15 protein-coding genes and 1 pseudogene are annotated in these 24,626 nt (G+C 61.0%); 9 read left to right on the forward strand and 7 right to left on the reverse strand.

The genetic code is table 11. The annotated features are described in order from the left end of the window. Window positions 1–870: 870 nt before the first annotated feature. Both JAO75_RS18365 and JAO75_RS18370 read left to right on the forward strand, forming a co-directional pair. Window positions 871–1,998, forward strand: coding sequence for an anhydro-N-acetylmuramic acid kinase (locus tag JAO75_RS18365; protein ID WP_199050640.1), 1,128 nt, complete (start codon window positions 871–873; stop codon window positions 1,996–1,998). A gap of 842 nt (window positions 1,999–2,840) precedes the next feature. Then, window positions 2,841–3,113 carry a DUF2312 domain-containing protein gene (locus JAO75_RS18370; RefSeq protein ID WP_199050597.1) on the forward strand — a complete coding sequence of 91 codons (273 nt, stop codon included), beginning with the start codon at window positions 2,841–2,843 and terminating at the stop codon, window positions 3,111–3,113. A 744-nt stretch (window positions 3,114–3,857) separates the two neighbouring features. On the opposite strand, the gene recA is transcribed toward JAO75_RS18370, so the two are convergent. Beyond that, on the reverse strand, window positions 3,858–4,898 hold the full coding sequence (gene recA / locus JAO75_RS18375; RefSeq protein ID WP_199050598.1) for a recombinase RecA: 1,041 nt from the start codon (window positions 4,896–4,898) through the stop codon (window positions 3,858–3,860). Between the two features lie 130 nt (window positions 4,899–5,028). On the opposite strand from recA, the gene JAO75_RS18380 reads away from it, so the two are divergent. Continuing rightward, window positions 5,029–7,146 (forward strand): ATP-dependent helicase, encoded by a 2,118-nt coding sequence (locus JAO75_RS18380; RefSeq protein WP_199050599.1) that lies wholly within the window; start codon window positions 5,029–5,031, stop codon window positions 7,144–7,146. Window positions 7,147–7,218: 72 nt separating this feature from the next. Beyond that, a pseudogene (locus tag JAO75_RS24935) lies at window positions 7,219–7,398 on the forward strand (Y-family DNA polymerase); the annotation flags it as partial. A gap of 71 nt (window positions 7,399–7,469) precedes the next feature. Here JAO75_RS24935 and JAO75_RS18385 read toward each other — a convergent pair. The 3 genes from JAO75_RS18385 to JAO75_RS18395 are packed head-to-tail and all read right to left on the reverse strand — an operon-like array spanning window position 7,470 to window position 12,893. Continuing rightward, the gene (locus tag JAO75_RS18385; protein ID WP_199050600.1) at window positions 7,470–10,730 is read right to left on the reverse strand and encodes an error-prone DNA polymerase; all 3,261 of its coding nucleotides are present in this window, start codon (window positions 10,728–10,730) and stop codon (window positions 7,470–7,472) included. Then, window positions 10,727–12,226: a Y-family DNA polymerase gene (locus tag JAO75_RS18390; RefSeq protein WP_199050601.1), complete on the reverse strand. Its 1,500-nt coding sequence runs from the start codon at window positions 12,224–12,226 to the stop codon at window positions 10,727–10,729. Before JAO75_RS18390 ends, JAO75_RS18385 begins: the two co-directional genes overlap by 4 nt. Continuing rightward, window positions 12,159–12,893 (reverse strand): ImuA family protein, encoded by a 735-nt coding sequence (locus JAO75_RS18395; RefSeq protein WP_199050602.1) that lies wholly within the window; start codon window positions 12,891–12,893, stop codon window positions 12,159–12,161. Before JAO75_RS18395 ends, JAO75_RS18390 begins: the two co-directional genes overlap by 68 nt. A gap of 342 nt (window positions 12,894–13,235) precedes the next feature. Between JAO75_RS18395 and JAO75_RS18400 the strand changes: the two genes are divergently transcribed. After that, complete coding sequence (locus JAO75_RS18400) at window positions 13,236–13,910, forward strand: SOS response-associated peptidase family protein (RefSeq protein ID WP_199050603.1); 675 nt, start codon at window positions 13,236–13,238, stop codon at window positions 13,908–13,910. A 59-nt stretch (window positions 13,911–13,969) separates the two neighbouring features. Here JAO75_RS18400 and JAO75_RS18405 read toward each other — a convergent pair whose 3' ends face one another. From JAO75_RS18405 to dinB, 3 genes are all read right to left on the reverse strand, one after another. Continuing rightward, a complete protein-coding gene (locus tag JAO75_RS18405) occupies window positions 13,970–14,242 on the reverse strand; it encodes a hypothetical protein (protein WP_199050604.1) in 273 nt (90 codons plus the stop codon). Between the two features lie 156 nt (window positions 14,243–14,398). Then, window positions 14,399–15,337, reverse strand: coding sequence for a non-homologous end-joining DNA ligase (ligD, locus tag JAO75_RS18410; protein WP_199050605.1), 939 nt, complete (start codon window positions 15,335–15,337; stop codon window positions 14,399–14,401). A 141-nt stretch (window positions 15,338–15,478) separates the two neighbouring features. After that, on the reverse strand, window positions 15,479–16,588 hold the full coding sequence (dinB, locus tag JAO75_RS18415; protein WP_425523203.1) for a DNA polymerase IV: 1,110 nt from the start codon (window positions 16,586–16,588) through the stop codon (window positions 15,479–15,481). A gap of 205 nt (window positions 16,589–16,793) precedes the next feature. Between dinB and JAO75_RS18420 the strand changes: the two genes are divergently transcribed. The 4 genes from JAO75_RS18420 (at window position 16,794) to JAO75_RS18435 (ending at window position 24,544) form a co-directional block, all read left to right on the forward strand. Continuing rightward, window positions 16,794–17,279, forward strand: coding sequence for a 3'-5' exonuclease (locus tag JAO75_RS18420; RefSeq protein WP_343234652.1), 486 nt, complete (start codon window positions 16,794–16,796; stop codon window positions 17,277–17,279). After that, entirely contained in the window at window positions 17,279–19,330 is a 2,052-nt protein-coding gene (locus JAO75_RS18425) for an ATP-dependent helicase (protein ID WP_199050608.1), read from the forward strand. Before JAO75_RS18420 ends, JAO75_RS18425 begins: the two co-directional genes overlap by 1 nt. Before the next feature lie 403 nt (window positions 19,331–19,733). Continuing rightward, window positions 19,734–20,975 carry a metallophosphoesterase family protein gene (locus JAO75_RS18430; RefSeq protein WP_199050609.1) on the forward strand — a complete coding sequence of 414 codons (1,242 nt, stop codon included), beginning with the start codon at window positions 19,734–19,736 and terminating at the stop codon, window positions 20,973–20,975. Further along, window positions 20,972–24,544, forward strand: coding sequence for a YhaN family protein (locus JAO75_RS18435; RefSeq protein WP_199050610.1), 3,573 nt, complete (start codon window positions 20,972–20,974; stop codon window positions 24,542–24,544). Before JAO75_RS18430 ends, JAO75_RS18435 begins: the two co-directional genes overlap by 4 nt. The last annotated feature ends 82 nt before the right edge of the window (window positions 24,545–24,626 follow it).

Here is a 24,626-nt window from a genome sequence, read left to right on the forward strand (position 1 = left end):
GCGTTCCTTTATGCCGCGTCTGTCATGCTCCTCATCCGCCGCTTGGGTCGATGCTCATGATTTACGGGACGGACTCTGAGACAACATGAGACACCACCTCGAATGCCGGCGCGATTTCGGGGGTGTCAGTATTCCGAATTCGAGGGGGTCTTAGGGTTTTGGGGGTTTTGGCACGAGGGGTCCATAAATAGACGTCTCGAAAAAGAAGAAGATTCTTCAAATGTGAATCTAAGGGCTGTGTGCCAAAACCTATAAACCTCCTAAGTCACCGAAATTGCGAATAAACTTCTCGCACGGTTGCCGTGGCAAAAGGGCGGTTTTGACACATTCACAAACCTCCTCGGCTCCCCTGAACCGTTTCCAGAAAAAATCTGAAAACTGCCAAGGACCGGGCTCCGCGCGCCCCCCGGTTGACCGCTGCACGAGGAAGGACCCGGAGCGATGCACGTTGTCCCATGCCGTCCCCTGCCGTGTCATCGCGTCCCCTGCCGTCTCATGTTGTCCGCCCTTGTCCCATGTTGTCCCATCTGCCGCCCTGCCGAGGTGACTCCGATCTGCCCGGTTGCGCGGAATCGATTACACGGGTCCCGATTGTTCGATCTGCCGCTACTTCAAGTGACGATATCGAGCGGAGCAGCCGGGCAAGGTGGATCCTGCCGCGAGCACCCAGCAGATAAAGAGCTGACACTTGGTACCCTGCACACAATGCCCAGATCCAACGGGCGACGAGCGTGTCACCTGGTCAATAGGGGACAAGATTAAGCATTGCGGTTGCCGATCCTGGCGATAGGATCCTTGTCATCGTACGAGGGCCGCCGAGCCGGTATTTCGGAAGAAGGCTTGCCCGACCATGAACTGGAGATGATCGCCATGCCGCCAACTTGGGCTGTTGGATTGATGACGGGAACCGTCCTCGACGGCAATATCGACATCGCCTTGATCAGAACGGATGGCGAGACGGTTCAGGAGTTCGGGCCTTGGACGCTGGCCCCCTACCCACCCGAGCTCCGGCCCCTGCTCCGAGACGCGATGGCGGCGGCTCGCGACTGGAACTTTGAGGGGCCCGAGCCGGCGATCTTCGCCCGGGCAGAGGACGCCCTCACCTGGGCGCAGTCAGCGGCTGTCACGGCTTTTCTCACCGAGGCTGGGATCAAGCCTTCGGACGTCGCCATCATCGGCTTTCACGGCCAGACCATGCTCCACCGTGCTCCCGATGGGCAGCGCCGGGGCCAGACCCGGCAGCTCGGCAACGGCGCACTAATGGCGCGCCTGGTTGGTACGAACGTGGCCTTTGATTTCCGCAGCGCTGATATGCTGGCGGGTGGGCAGGGAGCTCCCCTGGCTGCCAGCTATCACGTCGCGCTCTTGCGCAGCATCGCAGCCAAGCCAAATTCGGCCGTTCTCAATCTCGGTGGCGTGAGCAATGTGACCTGGTGGGGCGGCGGTGACACCATGGTCGCGTTCGACACCGGGCCGGCGAACGCCCCTCTCAATGACTGGATCTTTCGCCATGGCCTTGGTGACATGGACCGCGACGGTGCCATCGCAGCCCGCGGGGCCGTCGATGAGGCCCGGCTGGCTCGGCTTCTCGACCATCCGTACCTCACAGCTCCATATCCAAAGTCGCTGGACCGTAACGACTTCACCGCGGCGATGGCCGATGGGCTCAGCCTGGAGGATGGCGCGGCCACGCTGACGGCATTTACCGCGGGGGCTGTGGGCAAGGCGCTCGACCTGCTCCCGCAACGGCCTGAACACCTGATCCTGTGCGGCGGTGGGCGGCGAAACCCAACACTGGTCGAGGCGATACGCAAGCGCGCCGGCGTTGAGCCGGTCATGGCCGAAGCTGTTGGTTGGCGCGGCGATGCTGTGGAAGCGGAATGTTTCGCATTTCTGGCGGTGCGCGCCCTTCGCGGCTTGCCGATCAGCTTCCCGCTTACAACGGGCGTCAAGCAGCCTATCACGGGCAGGCGCATCGCAAGGTTCGCCGCGGCATGAGGCAAGCAGCTCCTGAGACGTGACTATGACAGCTTCCTAGTTGTCTCGTCGTTTGCCGTTCCGAATCGTCCGACCCGGAGCGACTTCCAATGTCCCATGCCGTCTCACGTCGTCCCATTGCTGTCTGTATCCGTGCCATGGCGTCTCATGCTGTCTCAGGGCTAATCCTTTGCGGTTTTGATCAGCCTTCCTACTGCCGCCGCTTGTCCCATGTTGTCTCAATCCTTCTCATGTTGTACCATTGACTCTCATACCGTCTCAATCTGTGCCATGGCATCTCATGGTGTCCCATGTAGTCTCCCGGTTGATCGTTCAGCATTCTAATTGTCCAATCAGGCGCGGCCTGTCCCATGCTGTCTCATCACCCCCTTGGTTCAACTGGTTACGGTGACCGGATCGCTTACTCGCTCAATCCCAAGACTGGTGTGTCATCATTCGTCGTTCTGAGCCGCAGAGTAGGAATGTCACCCATTGTATTGATCATGGATCAGAGTCCCACTCGCGGACGTCACCAACACTCCGATCGTGCATATTCAGCGGCTAGAGAACTCACCTTTATGAGCACAATGAAGCATCCAGTCGGGGGCTGAGGAGGTTTCCATCGCGACTAGGGCAATCATCGAAGCAGGTCCACGTGCACCGGAAACAGCGCATCGACTATGGCATTAATCAGATTAAGTACTTCGCAACCAACAATGTACGGGCGCTCTCATGCTCATCGTAGATGGCTGCGAGGACACTGGCGCGACGCTGACCGAAGCTGTGAATTCTGCCCGCCCCATTAACACGGTGCTTACGGACCTGCCGGATAGTACCTGTCCATATCCAGCAAAGGAGGCACCATGAGCGACGTCGTTGGTATTGCGGGAGATAGGATCCGCTCGTTCATTGAGCGAATTGAACAGATCGAGACCGAACTCAAGGAACTGACCGAGGCCAAGAAGGAGATCTTCTCAGAGGCCAAAGGCGAGGGCTTTGACGTGAAGGTGCTGAAGGAAATCCTCAAGCTGCGCAAGCAAGACCAGGAGGAGCGCGACGAGCACGAGACGCTGCTCGACGTCTACATGCGTGCCATGGACGAAGCCGGTCCCGTTCCTGTCGCCGAGGCGGCCTGATCCGCCCTCTCTGTTCAAAGATGGAAAGGCCGCTGTTGGGTGGCCTGCTCCGTTTGACGACAGGCCACGTCTTCATGTCAGCAGGCGAATTCGCCTGCGAGGGCACCTGCCTCTCACTCTTGGGGAGAGGCAGGCGAGAGAGCCCTCACCACGCTTGCTGATAGACCTGGACCGGTCGAGACCCAGAGCTGGCATCTGGCGTCGCGAGCATACCGCGATCGATGGCCTGCTCCAGCACGGCCGCAACGGCACTTTCGTCTCCAGCACGCACGCTGTCCTCGTAAGCCGATACGGCCGGGACAGTCAGAGTACGAATGTCGAAGCGAAAGGGGTCGGAAGCCTAAGTCCCCTCTGGAGAGGTTGTGAAGATGTGGGACGAGGGCGGATAGCTGACGGGATCATCGAACTGGTACGTGCGATAGATCTTCACCCCCTCATATTCCAGAAACGTCTCTGGATTGGTGATGTCCATGGACTGAGTGATCATAGTTACCCCTTCGTTATTGTTTAGCTTGGAGAGGCCTGTTTAGCCGCGATGGGGGCAGAAATGCGGCGATGTCAGCGAAAGCATCGTCTAAACTGCTAGCAGGCATTGGCACTCCTGCGTCGCAACGGCAGGGGAGCCTCCTGCTCTATCCTCCCAGGGTCAGAAAGGCCGCTGACGGATCGGCGGCCTTTTAACACCCAGGCAGCGAGGACATGCCTATCAACAGGAGCGCTTGGTGCCTGCCGCCTGGGAAGGTCTTAGGCTGCGTCTTCCGATGCAATGACATCATCGTTGCCCTGCAGGTCCGCGATCAACAGACCGGCATTCTGGCGGATCTTGCCTTCGATCTCGGCCGCAATCTCGGGATTGTCCTTCAGGAACGTCTTGGCGTTCTCTCGGCCTTGGCCGAGCCGCTGGCTGTCGTACGAGAACCAGGCGCCGGACTTCTCCACCACATTGGCCTTGACCCCAAGATCGATCAACTCTCCCATCTTGGAGATGCCCTCACCGAACATGATGTCGAACTCGACCTGCTTGAAGGGCGGAGCAACCTTGTTCTTGACGACCTTCACACGCACCTGGTTACCGATTGGCTCATCGCGGTCCTTCAGAGTGGACGTGCGACGGATGTCGAGGCGCACCGACGCATAGAACTTCAGCGCGTTGCCGCCCGTGGTCGTCTCGGGGCTGCCATACATGACGCCGATCTTCATGCGGATCTGGTTGATGAAGATCACCATCGTTTTGGTGCGGCTGATCGAACCGGTCAGCTTGCGTAGCGCCTGGCTCATCAGGCGGGCCTGGAGACCGGGACGGCTCTCGCCCATCTCGCCCTCGATCTCGGCTTTCGGGGTCAGGGCTGCCACCGAGTCGATGACCAGAATATCTACAGAGCTTGAGCGCACGAGCGTGTCGGCAATCTCTAGCGCTTGCTCCCCATTGTCCGGCTGAGACACCAGGAGATCATCCAGATTCACCCCGAGCTTGCGCGCGTAGACCGGATCCAGGGCATGTTCGGCGTCGATGAAGCCGCAGACACCGCCCTTCTTCTGAGCCTCTGCAATCGTTTGGAGCGCGAGCGTGGTCTTACCGGACGATTCCGGTCCGTAGACCTCAATGATCCGGCCGCGCGGCAAACCGCCAACACCTAGCGCGATGTCAAGGCCGAGTGAACCGGTGGAGATGGTCTCCACTTCGACAATCTGATCGCCGCCGAGGCGCATGATGGCGCCTTTGCCAAAGGCCCGTTCAATCTGACTGACGGCAGTCTCGATTGCTTTTGTCTTATCCGTGGTCATCCCGAATCCAGTGCATAACAGAAGAGCCGGACCCTAAGGATTTATGTGGCGAAAGAAAGAACAAATAGAGAACATAGTGTCGCGACCTAATCTTGCGGCGGCAAGCTGAGCCATTGCGAACAAAACAGGAATGAGGATCTATACCAGTCCAGAGAGGGATGATTCGACTGTGTCTGCGAACCCTGCCTACCTTGACCAACTCAACCCGCGGCAGCGTCAGGCGGTCGAGCACGGTGTCCTGGCCGATGGCTCAAGTTCAGCTACGCCGTTGCTGGTTATCGCAGGGGCAGGATCGGGCAAGACCAACACCCTAGCCCATCGCGTGGCGCATCTGATCGTCAACGGCGCCGATCCGCGCCGCATGCTCCTGCTCACCTTCTCCCGCCGGGCCGCGGCCGAGATGGCGCGCCGGGTCGAGCGGATCGCGGGTAAAGTTCTGGGACAGAACGCAGGCGTGATGACCGACGCCCTTACCTGGGCCGGCACATTCCATGGCATAGGCGCTAGGCTCCTGCGCGACTATGCGCCAGAGATCGGTCTCGACCCGGCCTTCTCAATCCATGACCGCGAGGACTCGGCCGACCTGATGAACCTCGTCCGGCACGAACTTGGGTTCTCCACTACCCAGAGCCGTTTCCCAGCCAAGGCAACCTGCCTGGCGATCTATTCCCGCTGCGTGAATGCCGAGACGGCACTAGAGGACGTTCTCCGCGCTTCGTACCCATGGTGTGCCGGATGGGCTTCCGAGTTGCGGCAGTTGTTCGCCGCCTATGTTGAAGCCAAGCAGCGCCAGAACGTGCTCGATTACGACGACCTCCTGCTCTACTGGGCTCAGATGGTGGCTGAGCCATCCATCGCCGCCGAACTCGGCGGGCGTTTCGACCATATCCTTGTCGACGAGTACCAGGATACTAATCGGCTTCAGTCCTCGATCCTGCTGGCCCTCAAGCCGGGCGGCCAGGGCCTGACCGTGGTCGGGGACGATGCCCAGTCGATCTATTCCTTCCGCGCCGCGACCGTGCGCAACATCCTGGACTTCCCCTCTCAGTTCAGCCCGCCAGCCGAGATCGTCACGCTCGACCGCAACTACCGCTCATCCCAGCCGATCCTGGCCGCCGCCAATGCGGTAATCGAGCTCGCCTCGGAGCGCTTCACCAAAAATCTTTGGACAGATCGCGCCTCCAGCGAGCGGCCGCAGCTGGTGGCCGTCCGCGACGAGACCGATCAGGCTCGATATGTGGTCGAGCAGGTGCTTGCGAACCGCGAGACAGGAATGAGCCTCAAGCAGCAGGCGGTGCTGTTTCGGACCTCGCATCACAGCGGGCCGCTGGAGGTGGAGCTGACCCGCCGCAACATCCCGTTCGTGAAATTCGGCGGCCTCAAATTCCTCGATGCCGCGCACGTCAAGGACCTGCTCGCCCTGCTGCGGTTCGTGCAAAACCCGCGCGATCGCGTCGCCGGATTCCGGCTGATGCAGCTTCTGCCGGGTGTTGGTCCGACCTCGGCCCGGCGCGTGCTCGATCGCATGCATGACGCCGCCGATCCGATCGGAGCGCTCCTGGAGGCGCCTTCCCCGCCCCGGGCGGGAGACGAGTGGTCCTCCTTCGTCAATGCGATTGCACAGCTTCGTGCCGGTACCGTAGGGTGGCCGGCCGAGCTTGAGCAGGCACGGACCTGGTACGAGCCGCACCTCGAGCGCATGCACGAGGATGTCGCGACCCGCAAAGCCGACCTCATCCAGTTGGAGCAGATCGCGGCCGGCTATCCGTCCGGCGAGCGTTTCCTCACGGAGCTGACGCTCGATCCGCCGGATGCCACGAGCGACCAGGCTGGCGTGCCTCTGCGCGATGAGGACTATCTGATCCTATCGACCATCCATTCCGCCAAGGGGCAGGAGTGGAAGTCGGTGTTCGTGCTGAACGTGGTCGATGGCTGCATCCCGTCGGATCTCGGCACCGGCACCACGGGTGAGATCGAGGAGGAGCGGCGGCTCCTATACGTGGCCATGACCCGCGCCAAGGACCACCTGCATCTGATCGTGCCACAGCGGTTCTTCACCCACCAGCAATCTGCCAGGGGTGATCGTCATGTCTATGCCGCCCGCACCCGCTTCATCCCGAGCAGCTTCCTGAAGTTGTTCGAACGGGTGTCGTGGCCTGTGGCTGTGCCAGATCCGGCAACGTCACCTGCTGCGACAAAAGGCATTCGCGTTGATGTTGGCGCGAAGATGCGTAGCATGTGGCGATAGCCAGGGTTGCCGAGGTGGATTCTCACGTTGCCGCCTCGGACGCTGATGAGATAAAGCGGATGTCATCGGACAATGATCCGAAGGTCCATTCCCAGTCCGGAAGAAGCTCAGAGGCAAGGCTCTCACGTGTTTGGCGAGCCGCCGGTTCTCACAGAACGGCAGCGCAAGATCATTCACATCGAGATGGACGCGTTCTTTGCGTCTGTCGAACAGCGCGACAATCCGAACCTCCGCGGCAAACCCGGGGCAGTATGACGGCTGTCCATGCAAGGCTCCTCGGCAGCTGCCAGCAAGGCTTGGAGACCGTCACGCTCCACCGCAAGCTAGTGGAAATTTCTGACTAGGATCCGGATCCCTGCCTCGGATGAACGCTCATCATTAGGCGCGGCAACCTTACTGTCCGGATCCTTTGACCCCGTACGAAGCATGGCACGCGTGCCGATTTTCGCCTCGTCGCCCCGGCCATATTCAGCCTGAAACGGCTGATTGCGATCGCCGATACTGCGCAACAGGTGCGATAAATCAATCAGGTGTTCGGCAACGATATGCGTTACGCCCCCCTCCCTCTGAAGCCGCCCTCGGCAGCCTATCATTCCAGACGACAGGATCAGCCGGCGCTGCTTTTCGAACAAGGACGGCCAAATCACGAGGTTCGCTACATCAGTCTCATCCTCGACCGTCATGAACATGACGCCCTTGGCCGAGCCCGGTTTCTGTCGCACCAAGACCATCCCGGCTATGGTCAACCTGCGGCCGTCTCGCATCAGCCGGATTGCCGAGCAGCGGTGAATTCGCTGTTGCCGCAACTCCGCGCGTAGGAACGCCATCGGGTGCTGCCGCAGGGTCAGGCCCTTGGACCGGTAGTCCTCTACAACCTCCCGGCCCTCGGTCATTGGCGTGAGTTCGACGTGCGGCTCATAGCCTTCTGGCCTGATCTGGCTGTCCCGCTCATCGGCCGCAGCAAAGAGCGGAAGCGGTTCATCCGAGAAGCCCCTGATCTCCCAGAGTGCATCGCGCCGGCCCACCGGGATCGACCCAAATGCGTCCGCATCGGCCAGGCGCTCCAGAGCGGTTACAGAGATTCCCGTCCGACGCCGGAGATCCTCAATGGATGTGAATGGATGGTCCATTCGGGCTAATGGGATCATGGCCGCCTCGGAGTTCTTTAACCCCGCGACCAGCCTCAGCCCGAGGCGGACCGCAAATCGCTTGGGGTTTCGGGTCGGCTCCAGGGTACAGTCCCAACGGGAGTGATTGATGTCGACCGGGCAGATTTCGACCCCGTGGTCTCGCGCATCCCGAACCAGCTGCGCCGGGGCGTAGAAGCCCATCGGCTGGGAGTTCAGGATGGCGCAGCAGAACACATCGGGATGATGGCATTTCATCCAAGACGAGGCGTAGGCGATCTTGGCAAAGGAGGCGGCATGGCTTTCCGGGAAGCCGTAGGATCCAAAGCCTTCGAGCTGCTTGAATGTCCTTTCCGCGAAGTCCGGAGCATAACCACGATTGGTCATTCCGGTCACGAGCTTATCCCGGAATTTGGTGACGCCGGCCGTCAGCTTGAACGTCGCCATCGCTCGCCTGAGCTGGTCCGCCTCGGAGGGCGTAAACCCGGCGCATTCAATCGCCACCCGCATGGCCTGCTCCTGGAAGAGCGGCACACCCAGCGTCTTTCCCAGAACACGCTGCAGCTCCGGCCGGGGATATTCCGGCTTCTCGTGCCCCTCTCGGCGACGGAGATAGGGATGCACCATATCGCCCTGAATCGGGCCGGGGCGGACGATCGCTACTTGGATAACCAGGTCATAGAACTTGTCCGGCTTGATGCGAGGGAGCATCGCCATCTGTGCGCGGCTCTCGATCTGGAACACGCCGACAGTATCGGCCTTCTGGATCATGCGATAGGTCAGGCCGTCATCGAGCGGGACCGTGGCGATCTCGCGCTCCTCACCCTTATGCTCCCGCAGAAGGTCGAAGGCCCGGCGCATGCACCCGAGCATGCCGAGGCCCAGCACATCCATCTTCATGAACTTCAGGGTGTCGATATCGTTCTTGTCCCATTCGATCACCTGCCGGTTCTCCATGGCGGCGGGCTCGATGGGCACGAGATCGTCGAGACGATCCTGGGTCAGCACAAAGCCACCCGGATGCTGCGACAAATGCCGGGGCGCTCCGATCAACTCGGAGGCTAATTCCAGTGTCATCCGCAGCCGCGGATCCTTGAGATTGAGGTTGAGCTCTTGGGCTTCCTTCTCCGTCACGCCATCGTTGCCCCAGCCCCAGACGAGACCGGACAGGCCGGCGGTCACGTCCTCCGGCAGGCCCATGACCTTGCCGACCTCTCGCACGGCGCCACGGGCGCGATAGGTAGTCACCACTCCGGTCAGAGCGGCACGATGCCGGCCATAGGTGTCGTAGATCCACTGGATCACCTCCTCTCGGCGCTCGTGCTCGAAATCGACATCGATGTCTGGCGGCTCGCGTCGTTCCTCGGACACGAAGCGCTCGAACAGGAGATCGTGCTCGATCGGGTTGATTGAGGTGATGCCCAAGACGTAGCAGACGGCGGAGTTGGCGGCCGACCCGCGCCCTTGACACAGAATGCCTCGCGTCCGCGCAAACTGAACGATGGCATTGACCGTGAGGAAGTACGGCGCGTAGTCCAGCTTCTCAATCAGGTAGAGCTCATGCCGGATCGTTCCGGCCACCGTATCGGGGACACCGCCGGGATAGCGGCGGTTCGCTCCCTCCCAGGTCACGCGCTCCAGCTTCTCCTGAGCGGTCTCACCTGGATCGGTCTCAGTGGGATACTGGTAGCGCAGTTCGTCGAGGGAGAATGTGCAGCGATCGAGGACCTCTTGGATCCGCTGGAAGGCTCCCGGATGCCGCTCGAACAGACGCTGCATTTCGGCCGGATCCTTCAGATGCCGATCCGAATTGCGCTCCAGCCGGTAACCGGCAGTGTCGATCGTGCAGCCCTCCCGGATGCAGGTCACCACATCCTGCAGCGGGCGCCGATCCGGATGGTGATAGAGGATGTCACCGAGTGCAATCGTTGAGACGCGGGCGATCCGAGCCGCTTCCTCGACCTCATAGAGTCGCAGGTGCTCGTTCTGAGCGAATCGACGGATCAAGGCCATATAGGCGCGATTACCAAAGGTGGCTTTCAGGCGTGACAGATTGGCTTTCAGTATGTCGCTCGCCTCGTCGCCAAGAAGGATTGCGAGCAGGCCTTCACTCCACTGGACGACGTCGTCCCATGTCAGAAAGCATTTGCCTTTTCCACCGCGGCTCTTCCCGATGCTGAGCAAGCGACACAACCGGGAATAAGCCGGGCGATCCATCGGGTAGACCAGAAGCGACGTGCCGTCGGTCAGATCAAGGCGGCATCCGACGATCAGCCGCACGCCTGTTTCCTTTGCGGCTTCATATGCCCGGACGATCCCGGCCAGAGAATTCCTGTCGGTGATGCCCAGCGCCGAAATCCCGAGCAGCTTCGCCTGTGCGAACAACTCCGCCGCACTGGATGCGCCACGCAGAAACGAGAAATGAGTGGTGACCTGCAGGTCGGCATACACGGTCATGCAAAGAACCCGTGCATCCACCAGCGGCCGCCTTCGGTCATCGGCGCGTCACGGAAGATCCAGAACCGAGATCCCTCAGCGGTCTCGAGCCGATAATAATCCCGGATCATCTTCTGCTCATCGCCGAGCCACCACTCGGAGGTGATGCGTTCCGGCCCGTCGGCCTTCGTGACCTTGTAGCGAATCCGGCGCCAGATGAATGACACCGGCGGGTGATCCGGCAGTAAGGCCGTCGTCATAATCGATTCCGGCGGATCGAGGAGGCGGGTCGGACGCTCCAGGTTCTCCGGCCAGGTGGATCCCGACAGAGGCGCGAGAGGAGAAATCTTCCTTGTCATGCGCTCTGGGACGAGGGAGTGGACGGGAGCGAGCCGATAGACGCGATCCTCCCCGATGCGAGCGGTCAATCGATCAACGAGTTGGCTTAGGTCGACAGACTCGTCTTCGGCTTCGATCCCTTTTGCAACCGTCTGCTTTTCAACGAGTGCTTCAGTATGGTTGGCGATGAGGACGATCTCCTCGATGCCAAAGCCCGGATCGACCGTCTCGATTTTCTCGTCGAACAACTTTGCCAAGTGGACATGATCCCGACTCGCTTTGGCTGTTCCAACCCGGAGTGACGCGCCCTTCTGATCCACCCGGCGGAAGATCAGATCCAGCCGCCGGACACCCTCGCCGCGCTTTTCCAATGTCTGACACAACTCATCGGAGAGCCGGCGCACCACGAGTTGCAGGTCCTCCAACCGGCCGATTGGCTCCGCAAAGGCGCGGGATGCAATCACCGCCTCGTCCGGAATGATCGGGGTAATCAGCTCGAAGGCATGCCCCAGCGCCTGGTCCAGACGCAGGCTTGTTTCGTGGCCGAAGCGGCGCACCATTGGCGCTCGCGGCATCGCGGCAAGCTGCCCAACGCGCTCGACACCCAGGCGGTGCATGGCGCTCACCGTCTCAGGAGAGAGCCGGAGGGCTTGCACTGGCAGGGTGGAAACTGCGTCCACAGCCCGGCCTGATGGAATAATCCCGCCCTTGCCGAACCGAGCAACAGCCCATGCCGCACCCGGCACGTCAGCAATTGCGGCGCGGGCATGAATACCGTTGTTCTCGACACGATCGATCAACTTCTTGAGCAAGGCCTCTTCACCACCGAAGAGATGCTCCACTCCCGCGATGTCGATCCAGATGCCGTCCGGAGGATTGGGCGCGACCACAGGTGAAAAGCGGATGGCCCATTCCGCCAGTTGACGAAGCGAAGCATTCTCGCCCTCAGGATCAGAGTCGATGATGTGCAGGTCGGGAACCATGGCCTGTGCTTTAGCGACAGCCATTCCCTCGATCAGGCCAACTCTCTGTGCTGTTGGACAGGCGGACGCAATCAGCCGGCGTGAACCCTGCTTGATCACGGTCACAAGCGGCTTCTCACGCGGTGGATCACCGAATTTGCGCCTGATCCTGTCGGTCGGCCAAGTTGGCAGGTAAAGCGAGACGACCCTGCGCATCGCAGGCCTCCAAGATCCAGGAACGGGGTTCCGCACCCCGGCAGCGCACGAGTTCAACCTGCCAGCGGCCGCGTTTGAGGCCGCCAGCAGGAACAACCTCCGACGGGACCGGCAACACGCGCCATCGCGTCGAGGCAGCGGTGGGAAGCTGGGTCAGGTCCCTCTCGGCGACCGTCCACCAACGTCGGATGACCAGGGCGGGTACGCCTGAAGCCTCCGCGGCCACTTGCAGGCGGCGGGAGGCGGTGAGGCCGAGCCGTGAGACTTCACCGATGACGGCACCCAGGCCTTTCTGATGGAGGCCTTCTTCGATGAGAAGCAGGACGTCGGCATCACGGCAGGTCTCGGCATAAATGACGCGATCCGGATGAAGGCCGACTTGCATAAGGCCCGGCGCGAACAGATCGCGCCGGGTCAGGCACCAGAGCACTGGACCTTTGAGGCGAGCGGCAATTCCGGCCGTGAAGAACGTGGCGGTTCCCGCAAATTCCGAAGCGGGCCCCTCCTCGATCACCTCGTGCAGAGATCCAAGGGTAAGCCCCTTGCCGGGCAGATGCCGGTCGAGCACCGAGACGCCAAAGGGCAGCGACTTGCGTGCGCCAGGAGCCCCGCCGAGCCTCTCGATCTGGCGTCTTAAGTCGTCGATGACTTCGCGCCGGGTGACCATCGGTCAAGCTCACCTCCCTCCTGCGACAAAATGGAACAAAACATGAACATTGACCAACGCGGAGAGTCAATGCGAGGTTCTCGAGAGGGCCTGTGGATAGCGGGGAGGACGCCCAGTCGAGCGCCTGATGTGAGCGCCCGCGGGTCTCAACCTTTAGAAAACAGCAGAGATCGCCGGAGCCAGCCGGTTCGGTCGGCCGAAGGTTGGGGCCAGCGGGATCGCATCGGCGCAGCCCGGGAATCGAAGTGCTCGTCTTGTCGGTCATCCCTGGCCGTGCCAGCCTCCCCCTGACTTGAGCGCGACCACTGCCCATGAGAGCATTCGCCCTGGAGGATCCCGCCCGTGTGTAACCTGTACTCGTCCTATACCACCCAGGAAGCCATGCGCCGGGCGTTCGAGATCCGCCGCGACAGCGCCGGCAATGTGCCTCCGCTTCCGGCGATCTTCCCGGACCAGATGGCTCCTGTTGTCCGTCTTCATGAAGGCGAGCGTGAATTGACCCGGATGCGCTGGGGCTTCCCGCCCCCGCCGAAGGTCGGCACCCAACCGGTGACCAACGTCCGCAATGTTGCCTCGCCGTTCTGGCGGGCCTGGCTCAAGCCGCAGTACCGCTGTCTGGTGCCGCTGACCTCGTTCTCCGAGTACGCCGACACCAAACCGAGGAAGACGCCGATCTGGTTTGCCCTCTCCAAAGAGCGGCCCTTGGCGGCCTTTGCGGGCATCTGGCGGCCATGGACCGGCGCCCGGGGCACGAAGGCCGAACCGGTTGAAGGCGAGCATTTGCTCTATTCGTTTCTGACCACGGAGCCGAACAGTGTTGTCGCTCCAATCCATCCAAAAGCAATGCCGGTGATCCTGACCACGCTGGAAGAGTACGAGATCTGGCTTAAGGCTCCTGTTCAGGAGGCTCTCAAGTTGCAGCGCCCCCTGCCCGATGACCTGCTCGAGATCGTGTCTGAGGGTCCCAGATCCGACCCGCCGGGGGAGAGTGAACGATTTCAAACTCAATCAGGATAGTCGCCGGAGTCAGCGGCGGATGACCTTGAAGGAAAGGCCGGAACATTTTGGTACGGCTCTCAAGGTGCGTGGACTTCCTGAGCGTTTGTCCTGGTGGCCTGCTTGGCGTTTGTCTTGCTGGAAGTCTGCGGCGCTTTGGCTTTCTGGGATCGACAGAAGTCGATCGCCGCCTCCAGGAAGGCTTGGCGGGCTTGTGAGTGTTTGCTCACGGCCTTGATCCAGGGCTTATCCGCAATGAGCGTTACAAGCCGCTCCGGTATCAGGCGCTGCTTCTCTTCCTCGGCAGCCACCATCCGTTCATAGGCATTCAGCAGTTTTGATGGTTTGGCCATGAACACTCCCAGCAACGACGGTCGTCAGGCCAGGATTCTCTCCCGGCGTGCAGTTCGTCTTTTACTGGAGATCAGTCTAGCGATCGTTAAACCAGGTGGGGGTCTTCGGGCTGCGGTCCATCTCAGCGTTCGATACTCCCCAAAGCGCGATAGCAATCAGGAGCGCTGACGCGTTCCGGTGATCATCGATGCCGGATGGCCCACGACGACCTCACGGGGATCTTTGTCTTCGCGAAGTCCGAGAAAGCTCGGATGGCGCAGAATGTTGTCTCGTGTCCACTCCGTGAATTCGACCTGAGCCAGGTACCGCGGCTTGACCCAGTGCACCCGCGCCCGCATGTACGTTCCCTTCGGCAGGACAGCCGTCGGTTTGTCCTGCTCGATCCGCTCCAGCCTGGCCTGAAAGGTCTCCAGGAATTCACGCGAATAGCCAGTCCCAACCTTGCCGGCGTATTTCAGCTCACCGGAGGGCGTGTAATAGCCAACCAGGAGAGCTCCGAATCCAACCCGCGATCGCTGCGGCTCGGTGTAGCCGATGATGACGAACTCTTCGGTGTTGAGGCATTTCACCTTGAGCCAGTCAGGATTCCGGGTTCCGGAATATAGGGAATTACGCCGCTTCGAGATGATGCCTTCGAGCTTCAGGGCGCAGGCCTGGGTGAAGAACGCCTTTCCGCCACCAACCCGGTGCTCACTTACGCGTACGCTCTCCGGAGCGTTGGCTAAGGCCCCGGCAAGCAGATGCTTTCGTTTCTCGAGCGCCGACCCGCGGAGATCGACGCCATCGAGGAACAGCAGATCGAAGGCGTAGTAGACCAGGTCCCCGGTTTCTTCATCCGAGAGCGCCTCCTGAAGGGCAGCGAACGAGCTGATGCCGTCCTGTTTGAGCCGGACGATCTCGCCGTCAAAGACGGTCCCAGGCCGACTGAGGGATGCGAAGGTTTCAGCCAGCTCGGGAAAGCGAGCCGTCCAATCCTGGTCGTTGCGGGTCACCAGCCGGGCCCGCCCATCCTCGATCCGGGCCAGCATGCGATAGCCATCGAATTTGATCTCGTGCAGCCAATCGTCACCATCCGGCGCCTGCTTTTCAAGCACGGCAAGTTCCACTGGGATGCGCTTGGGCAATGTGGGTTGGCGGATGCCGGAGGTCCGGGAGAGTTTCGGTTGTGACTTGGCCATAGTCGGGAAGAAACAACCGCCGTGATCCCGGGTTCCCAGCGGCTGTCGACAGGCCGCTTACAGCTCCAGGGATAGCTGCGGACTTTCAGGCTCCTCGTCGGTGTTCAGAGCGGATAGGGACACGCCTAAGAGGCGGACGCTCTTGTCCAGAGGGAACAGCTGTCGAAGGAGGTCGACACCAGCCTGCTCGAATCCTGCCCGACTCTCAACATAGCTGGGCAGCGTGCGGCTGCGGGTGATCTGCTGAAAGTCGGCAAACTTCACCTTGAGGGTCACCGTCCGGCCGCGCACCCCGGTCTGCTCGCAATGCTGCCAGACCTTGTCGATGATCGGCTGGAGCGCGGATTTCATGTCCTCAAAGCTCTCCAGATCCTTTTCGAACGTGTTCTCGGCACCGATGGACTTGCGTATGCGGTCGGCTTGAACCGGGCGATGGTCGACGGCGCGGGCGATCCAATAGTAGTGGGTTCCGGCCTTGCCGAAGCGCTCCTGCAGGAAGCCGAGTGACTGGGCCTTCAGATCCAGGCCGGTGACGATGCCGAGCTCGTTCATCTTCCTGGCTGTCGCCGGGCCGATACCATGAAACTTGCCGACCGGCAGGCTCTCGACAAAGCCTGGTCCCGTCTCGGGCGTGATCACGAACTGGCCATTGGGCTTGTTCTGGTCCGATGCCATCTTGGCCAGGAACTTGTTGAAGCTGACTCCGGCCGAGGCCGTCAGCTGGGTCTCCTGCCAGATCTTGGCCCTGATCTCCCGCGCCACTTGGGTGGCATAAGCGATGCCCTTCAGGTTCTCGGTCACATCGAGATACGCCTCGTCCAGCGACAGCGGCTCGACCAGAGGCGTGTACTCGTAAAAGATCTCTCGGATCTGACGCGAGATCTCGCGGTAGACGTCAAACCGCGGCTTGACGAAGATCAGGTCCGGGCACTTCCGCTGGGCCGTGACTGAGGGCATGGCCGAATGCACCCCGAAGCGTCGCGCCTCGTAGCTGGCGGCTGCCACGACGCCCCGCTCCCGCGAGCAGCCGACGGCGACCGGCTTGCCCCGTAACCCGGGGCTGTCCCGCTGCTCCACAGAGGCATAGAAGGCGTCAAGATCCACGTGCACGATCCGACGCTGCCGCTCCGGTGTGCTGGACTGCTCACCGGGGCCTGAGGTCAGGATGGCGCTGTAAGGATTGTGAACTGGACTTATCATAACCTAGGATTGCGGAAGTCGCGCTACACCTGCCACTCCCCTACCATTCAATCCCGATTCTGCATCGGGGCTGACCGCAGGTGATCTGGCAATTGGACGTTCTCTCTTTTACAAACCTGCTCATGAGCCATTTCCTCCGCCTCTTGCCTCGCAGTGCACTATGACCAGACATGTGGTTATCGACGTTGAAACAGCGCAATCCTACGACCACATCGTCGAGATCGCCGCTGTTGAGGTTCTTGGCAACACCATATCGCCTCGTTCGCTGGTGCGCCGGATCAAGCCGCGCTCGGACATGAGCCGGTTCTGCTACGCCGTCCATCGCATTTCGCTCGAAGATCTGCAGGACGAGCCGTATTTCGACGATGTGATCCCGGAACTCGTCGAGTTCGTCGGTGACGCTACGATCGTGGCTCACAACTATGTCTACGAGTACAACACGCTCAAGCGAGAGTTCGAGCGCGCCGCCCATCCGGTATATCCACGGGAACGCTTTTCCTGCACCATGGCCCTGGCCAAGCGATCTGGCCTTCCAGGCAAGCTCCGGCACGCGTGCTCTCAAGCCGGCATCAGCGTCGGCCACCTTCGCGACGAGCATGATGCGCTGAACGATGCCCTTCTGGCAGCTCACCTGTTTCTCAAGCTCAATCGAACCTGATGCCGCTCGATCCGTCTCAGCGTCGTGCCGCAACCTGTGATGCCCCCGTCCAGCTCACCCTCGCTGGCCCAGGATCCGGCAAGACCAGCACGCTGACGGGGCGTTTTATTCATCTCGTGCGGCAAGGGGTCGATCCACGGCGGATCCTGGCCGTGACCTTCACGAAGAAGGCGGTCGAGGAGATGAGGCAGCGGATCTCCGCCGCCTTGCCCGACTTGCTGCCGAAACAGCTCGAGATCTTTACGTTCCACGGCTTCGCCTATCGGTGCCTGAGACGCAATCCGGCGGCCGCGGGGCTGCCCAGTACGATCCAGCTCTGGGACACGCAGGAGCAGCGCACGGTTTTCTCGAAGAGGCGCATGTACTGGAATGAGGATGAGGACATCCTCGACATTATCGGATCGGCTAAGGAGCGCCTGCTCGACGCCAGGACCTTTGAGGCGGCGCTCAGCCGAGGAGATGAGGTCGGCCGGTCTGCAGTCGAGTTCTTCCGTGTCTATGAGGAGGCTTTGAATCGAGCCGGAGCCATTGATTTCGCCGATATGGTTCCCCGTCTGGTCCAGGCCATGGACCGTGATCCCCATTATGGCGGGAGTATCGTACGAGCCTACGATCACCTCCTCGTCGACGAATATCAGGACGTGAACCCCGGACAGAACCTGCTGATCTCGCACTTCGTTCGTGCGGGTGTGCAGCTCTGGGCGGTCGGGGACGACGATCAGACCCTCTATGCCTTTCGTGCCTCTGATGTCGAATACATCTTGAACTTCCAGGAGCGCTATCCCGGAAGCCAGGTTCACATTCTCGACCGGAACTATCGTTCCGCTCCGGGGATCGTCCAAACCGCAAAAAAGCTGATCTGCAAGAACGCAGGGCGGGTCGACAAGGATTACAGCGCCGTCAACCAGGGCCCAAGTGACATTGTCGTGCGAGGCTACAGCACGCCGGTGGTGGAGGCCCGGCAGGTCGCTGCTGCTATTTCACAGCTCATCAGCAAGGGCGTGAAGCCCCGGCAGATTGCCGTTCTATACCGATCAGGAACCATCGGCATCCACTTCCAGGCAGCGCTTCGCGCTCTCGACATTCCCTTTGAGGTCCGGGGTGCCGGAGATTTCTGGCAGAGCTCCCCAGCCAAACTATTCGTCGGCTCCCTGTACTACTTGCGTGACCCTCGAAGTACAGCGGCCCTTGAGAAAATGGGCACGGGTAAGCGCGGCGACATCACCCGCGAGCGTCTGGACCTGATCGATCGCCGCACGAGGCTCAACTTCCAAAGCTCATGCGCGCACGTCCAGCGGATCGTCGGTGAGGCTCTGCCCATACGTGCATCTGGCCGGGAGCGGGCGGAATGGGAGAGCATCGTGGACGGGGTCGCCATGCTGGCGGCCTCCTGTTCGTCGGTTGAAGAACTCGAGGCGCGGATGGCCGAGCAGATCCAAGCGACCAAGCGCCCGCACGCGAACAGTGTTGTTCTGTCGACGGTCCACTCCGCGAAAGGTCTTGAGTGGGATACGGTGTTCTTAGTCGGACTTGAGGATGGCGTCATGCCTCACGGCAATTCAACCGATATCGAGGAGGAGCGGCGGGTCGCCTATGTGGCGATCACGCGGGCCAAGCGCCGTCTGACCCTTACCTATGCTGCGGAGCGTTTTGGGACAAAGTCGGACCCATCTCCCTTTCTGTTCGAGATGCATCATCGAGAGGTCATTTGGACCGGCCCAAATATGGCCGGGGCTGATAGTCGCCTTCCTTTGGTGAGCTTGGGAGAACGGGCTCAACTCGCAACGAAGAGGTCACACCCGACATCCGGCCCAACCGCTCGCAGGAGTTCGCGCGAGCCGTCATCATCTGGCTCAGGACCGTGGACATCGCGTGAGGATACGCGCCTTCAGGCGGCGTACGCGTCCTCATCCAGTCTTGAGGAGATGTCTCTGATCCTGAAGCGCTCGCCTGATGAGATTGTCAGCCGGCTCGTCGCCTTGAAGTTCCTGCCTACCCGCAACCCAGATGAGGCCTTATTGGCTGAGTACCTTCGTCGGTCCTTACGTTAAGTACCTTGTCAATATCCTCGAGTACAACGATGTCCTTCATGTTGACCGACATATTACGATACGGAAGAACCCGAGGGAGTACTGTCAGTTCATCACGACTTCCTGCTGCCTAATGCAGAGGAAGCGTCTCGAAGACATTCCCGGCTGTTGCAAGGCCCAACAAGGGCACAGGCGAAAGCATCTACGAGGAGATCTTGCCGGGACGCAACTTCCAAGTGGTTTTGATTGGCAGGATTACAGAGGAATTCGCCGCAGGTATCCTCCAGCGTGTCCTTCATAGAAGGGCTCAACCCGGTCACCGGCTGCACCGCTAACCAGGCCATTGTTGCTAGCGAGCAACAAGATTGAAGGTTCATGATCCGTTCACGCTGACAAACTTGACTATAAATTGCCAGCATTGCGCATGCGTTTCATTCATGCCGCTGATCTTCATCTCGACAGTCCCCTCTCTGGCTTGCGTGAACGGGCGGGTGAGCGGGCGGAGCAAATTGCCGGCGCCGGCCGACGTGCCTTCGACAACCTTGTTGACTTTGCCATCGCAGAGCAGGTCAACTTCATCGTTATCGCGGGTGACGTCTTCGATGGCGATTGGAGCGACTACAGCTCTGGGCTGTTCTTCATTCGGGGCCTAAGTCGCCTCAATCATGCGAACATCCGGGTCATTTTGATCCGCGGCAACCACGATGCCGCGAACCAGATGTCACGGCGAATGTCACTGCCGGCCAACGTTCGCGAGCTCTCGTCCCGGGCGCCCGAAACGGTTGTGCTCGATGCCCTTAACGTTGCTGTCCATGGACAGAGCTTTCCTGCACGAGCTGTGACCGAAAACCTCGCCCTAAGCTACCCTGCGCCACGTGCGGGCATGTTTAATATCGGCGTGCTTCATACCTCGGCCGACGGTCGCCCGGGGCATGATGCCTACGCTCCTTGCGATATTCGCGATCTTCGCCTCAAAGGCTACGATTATTGGGCCTTGGGTCATATCCATACGCGAGAAGTCCTCTCCACCGATCCATACATCGTCTTCCCGGGAAACCTCCAAGGCCGGCATATCAATGAGCCAGGCGCGAAAGGATTTAGCCTCGTCACAGTGGATGCGGGCCGGGTCACGAATGTTGACCACATCTCAGTGGACGTGGTGCGCTGGGCCACTGTCACTGTCGATGTCAGTGGGGCCGGCGCGCTCGATGATATCTGTCCCCGCGTGGGGCATGCGATCGATGACGCGCTCGAGACTGCCGATGGCCGAACACTCGCCATTCGGCTGATCCTCAAGGGAGCCTGCCCCGCCCATACGGTACTCGCAGGCGACCCTGACCAGCTGGCCGCCGAATGCGCCTCGCTCGCGCTCCAATCGCGGGGCGATGTCTGGATCGAGCGGGTGGTCGTCGAAACGGATCCTGTGCAAGAGGCCGATACAGGCGCGATGGCTGATGTGCTCCAATTGATCGGACGTGTCCGCACAGAGGCTACGGACGCCGAGATGATCCGGGTGAACCTCGAGCGGGGTCTCGACAAGGTTCCGCTGGCGTTGCGAAACGAAGTTGGTCTCACAAGCCTCTCGCCAGAGCAGTACAGCAGAGTGCTGGCGGATGCGGAAGCGATGATCCTCCATAGGCTTACGGCTGGAGCGCCCCGTTCATGAGGTTCGAGGCGCTCCACTTGGAACGCTATGGTGCGTTCGAAAACACGACGTTCGACTTCGGTAGCGCCGACGTGAGGCTTCACATTGTCTATGGGCCGAACGAGGCAGGCAAATCGACCGTTCTCTCGGCTATCGGCGATCTTCTGTTCGGGATCCCAGCCCGGACTCCCTACAATTTCCGCTTTGATTATCCCAGGCTGCGCATCGGCGCCAAGATCAGCAATCGGGCTGGCAAGACCCTCGCGTTCAAACGACGGAAAGCCAACACTGGAACGCTGCTGACCTTAGGCGTCAATGAGACAGTCCTTCCCGACGCGGTGCTCGCCCCGTTTCTGGAGGGCGTCTCGCGGGAACAATTCACACGGATGTTTGGCCTCGACCACGGGCGGCTGCGCGAGGGAGGGGAGCAGATGCTCCGCTCTGGCGGAGATCTAGCCAGAAGCCTATTCGAGGCGGGCAGTGGATTGTCCGGGATCAGCGGGACCCTGCAGCGCCTTGAGGCCGAGATTGATGAACTCGGTGATCTCGACCGGCGCGCCAAGAGCAAGCCGTTGTGGCGCGAGGTCAATACGTTTGAAGAGGCGCTTCAGAGTGTTCGCCGTGACGGCCTCAAGGCCGAGGAGTGGCGACAAGCGGAACAGACTCTCGAGAAGGCGCAGGCAGACCGCCAGCGCGTCGACCAATTGCTCGTTCAGCTTCGCAAGAGGAGAGCTCAGCTCGAGCGCGTTCGCCGCGTCACGCCGTTACTCACCGCAATCGATGCACTCGCCGAGCAACTTGCCGAGTTCCGTGAGCTTCCTCCCTTGCCCGAAGACTTTGCCGAGGAATGGCGCCGCCGGAGCCAGGAAAGCCGTGAGACGCAGCTCGCGCTGGAGCGTGCCGAGGAAATACTGCGCGAACGGGCTATCATCCTGGAGCAAACACCCCAGGCCGGGCCCATTGTCAGCCTCGCAGACGCAATCGGAGGCTTGCACGAGAACCTTGGTCGCTATCTGAAAGATGTGGCAGACGAGCCAAAGCTGGCCAGGGACATTGCAAATGACGAGGCTCTGATCCAACAGCACCTGCGATCTCTCGGCCTCCCTGCCGATCCCACCAAGGTCGATGCTTTGGTCCCGCCGATGCCACTCGTGGCTAAAATCCGTGAGTTGATCCGGCTCGGTGAAGGCATCGAGGCCGCCATCAGGACAGCCGCCGCGGATCGTAAGAAAGCGCAAGACGCCTGCCGCGTGGCTGAGGAGAGATTAACCGCCCTCCCCCCGGTTGCCGATCCAGCACCGGCGGCCGCTCTGGTTGAAGAGGTCTCTCGGCTTGGAGACCTTGCCAGCCAGACATCAAAGGCCGAGCGCGATCTGGCGAATTCAAAGCAGGCTCTCGCCGAGGCCCTGAAACGCCTGCCGCGTTGGACAGATACCGCTGAGGCGCTGGCTGAGCGGGCCTTGCCCGACACCGACACGGTTCGCCTGCATGAGGAGGAGCTGCGTCAAGCCCAGGAGCGCTTGGCTGCGGCACTCCGTGCGGCTGAAGGCCAGGAAGAAATTCAGCGGGTCGAGGCAGAGCTGGTTGGCCTTGCCGCCGCCGGGGAGGTGCCCTCACCCGCAGCCGTACAGGCCGCGCGCGATCACCGCGACAGGGTTTGGCGTCTCCTTCGAGCCCACCACGTTGATGGCCGTGAGCTAACATCTGAGGATCAGGCCACACTCAACGATTTGGGCGATGTTGCTGCGTGCTACGAGACTGCGGTCCGGCATGCCGACGCGTTGGTTGACCGTCGGGAAAGCGAGGCCCACCGGATCGTACGCTTCAGCGAATTGACTGCACAACTGACACGCCTGCGCTACCAGCAAGAGGCTGCGGTGATCGCCCGTCAGCAAGCCCAACAGGCTCTTGAAGCTGCCGAGGCACGTTGGCAGGAGCTATGGATCGAGAGCGGGATTGTCCCCGGCCCTGCCCCGAGCATGCGGGCATGGCTTGCGCAGAAGGACGAAATCCTGCGTCTGCTGGGTGCAGTCCGGCAAGCCCGTGCAAATGCTGACGAGGTTCAGTCTGCCACAGCCCGCGCCCGGGCCACTCTCGCGCAGGCAGCGGAGTTCATCGGACTGGCGGTTGATCCAGCACTTTCCGTCTCCGACCTGGCTCAGCTCGTGCGGCACCAGATTGCTGACGTTCAACGCGCTTGGCGTGACCGGCAAGCGGCGGCCCAAAGGCTTGAGGATGAGCAGAGCCGCATCCGGGAAAAGGATGCGGCCGACCATTCGGCACAAGCTGCCGCTGACGATTGGCATGCCACATGGGCTGAGGCGGTTGTAGGGCTTGGCCTTCCCGCAACTGCTGGGCGGTCAGAGGCCGAGGTGGCGCTCACAGCCTGGGATGAGATCCGCCAGCGGCTGACCAATAAGGTCCAGACCGTGCGCCGCCTCGAGGGCATCCGGCGTGACAACGAACGGTTCCGTCACCAACTGTCCGAATTGGTTCAAGCTCTTGGTTCAGATGGGGTGGGCCTTCATGTGGACCAGGACCCTGAGGGTACCGTCCGCACGCTCGTATCACGACTGAGCCAGGCGCAAGAGAATGCAACCCGCCATGCTCAAGCGCAGGATGCCCATACGTCTGCAATAGCGGCAGTGGAGACGGCACGCCGTACTCTTCAGGTTGCTGTCGACGCCTGTCATGCTCTCAGGAACGGTTATGGATTGGCCCCTGATGCTGATGTCCTGAAGGTCGCCGAGACCGTTGCGGCCCACAGGCGCTGCGCCGCCGAGCTAGAGGAGCGCCGCCGCCAGCTGGTGGCGGCATCAGACGGGCTGAGCGACCACGATCTGCGCCAGGAATGCGCGTCAATTACGGCCGATACTGCCGTGGCAGAGCTCGCTGCCTTAGATATGGAAGAGCCGCGGCTGGTTGAGGAAAGCCAAGTGGCAGCGCAACGGGAAACAAGTGCCCAACATGCGTTGAGCGAGCTTGCCGGGCGCAAGAGTGTTGCTGATGTAGCCCAGCAGGCGAGACACGCCGCTCAAACGGCAGGTCATCACTTGGATCGCTGGCTGCGTCTGACGGCAGCAAAGCAGATCTTGGAACGGTCGCTGGAGCGGTATCGTGCCGAAAACCAGCACCCCCTAATTCGCCGCGGCAGTGAAATCTTCACCTCAATGGCGAGCACCGGCAGCAATCCCATTGTCCGGCTCGATGTCGCATACGGGGATGGCAGCGAGCCCACTTTGGTCGGGATCCGTCAAGATGGCTCAGAGTGCCGCGTGGACGGTATGAGCGAAGGAACACGCGACCAACTCTTCCTCTCTTTGAGGATTGCCGCCGTTGAGCAGCATGTCACGGCAAACGAGCCGATGCCCTTTATTGCAGATGACCTGTTCATCACCAGCGATGAAGAGCGCGTCACTCCCGGGCTGCAGGCCCTGGCGGAGCTTGGGCACTCCACTCAGGTGATCCTTTTCACCCACCACCGTCACGTCGTGGCTGCGGCGTCATCACTGCCCGCAGAGGCCGTTAAGATTCACGATCTGGCCGGATCTCATCTTGCTGGAGCGGCCGAATTGATGATGGCCAGCTGAGTGTCCTCTGCTGCCATGCCAGCAACCGCATCAGCAAGTGTCGCCCACTCTGGCAATTTACCTAGAGCGTGGAGCGGTTGCG

Source organism: Microvirga splendida (genome assembly GCF_016427565.1).
Lineage (GTDB): Bacteria > Pseudomonadota > Alphaproteobacteria > Rhizobiales > Beijerinckiaceae > Microvirga > Microvirga splendida.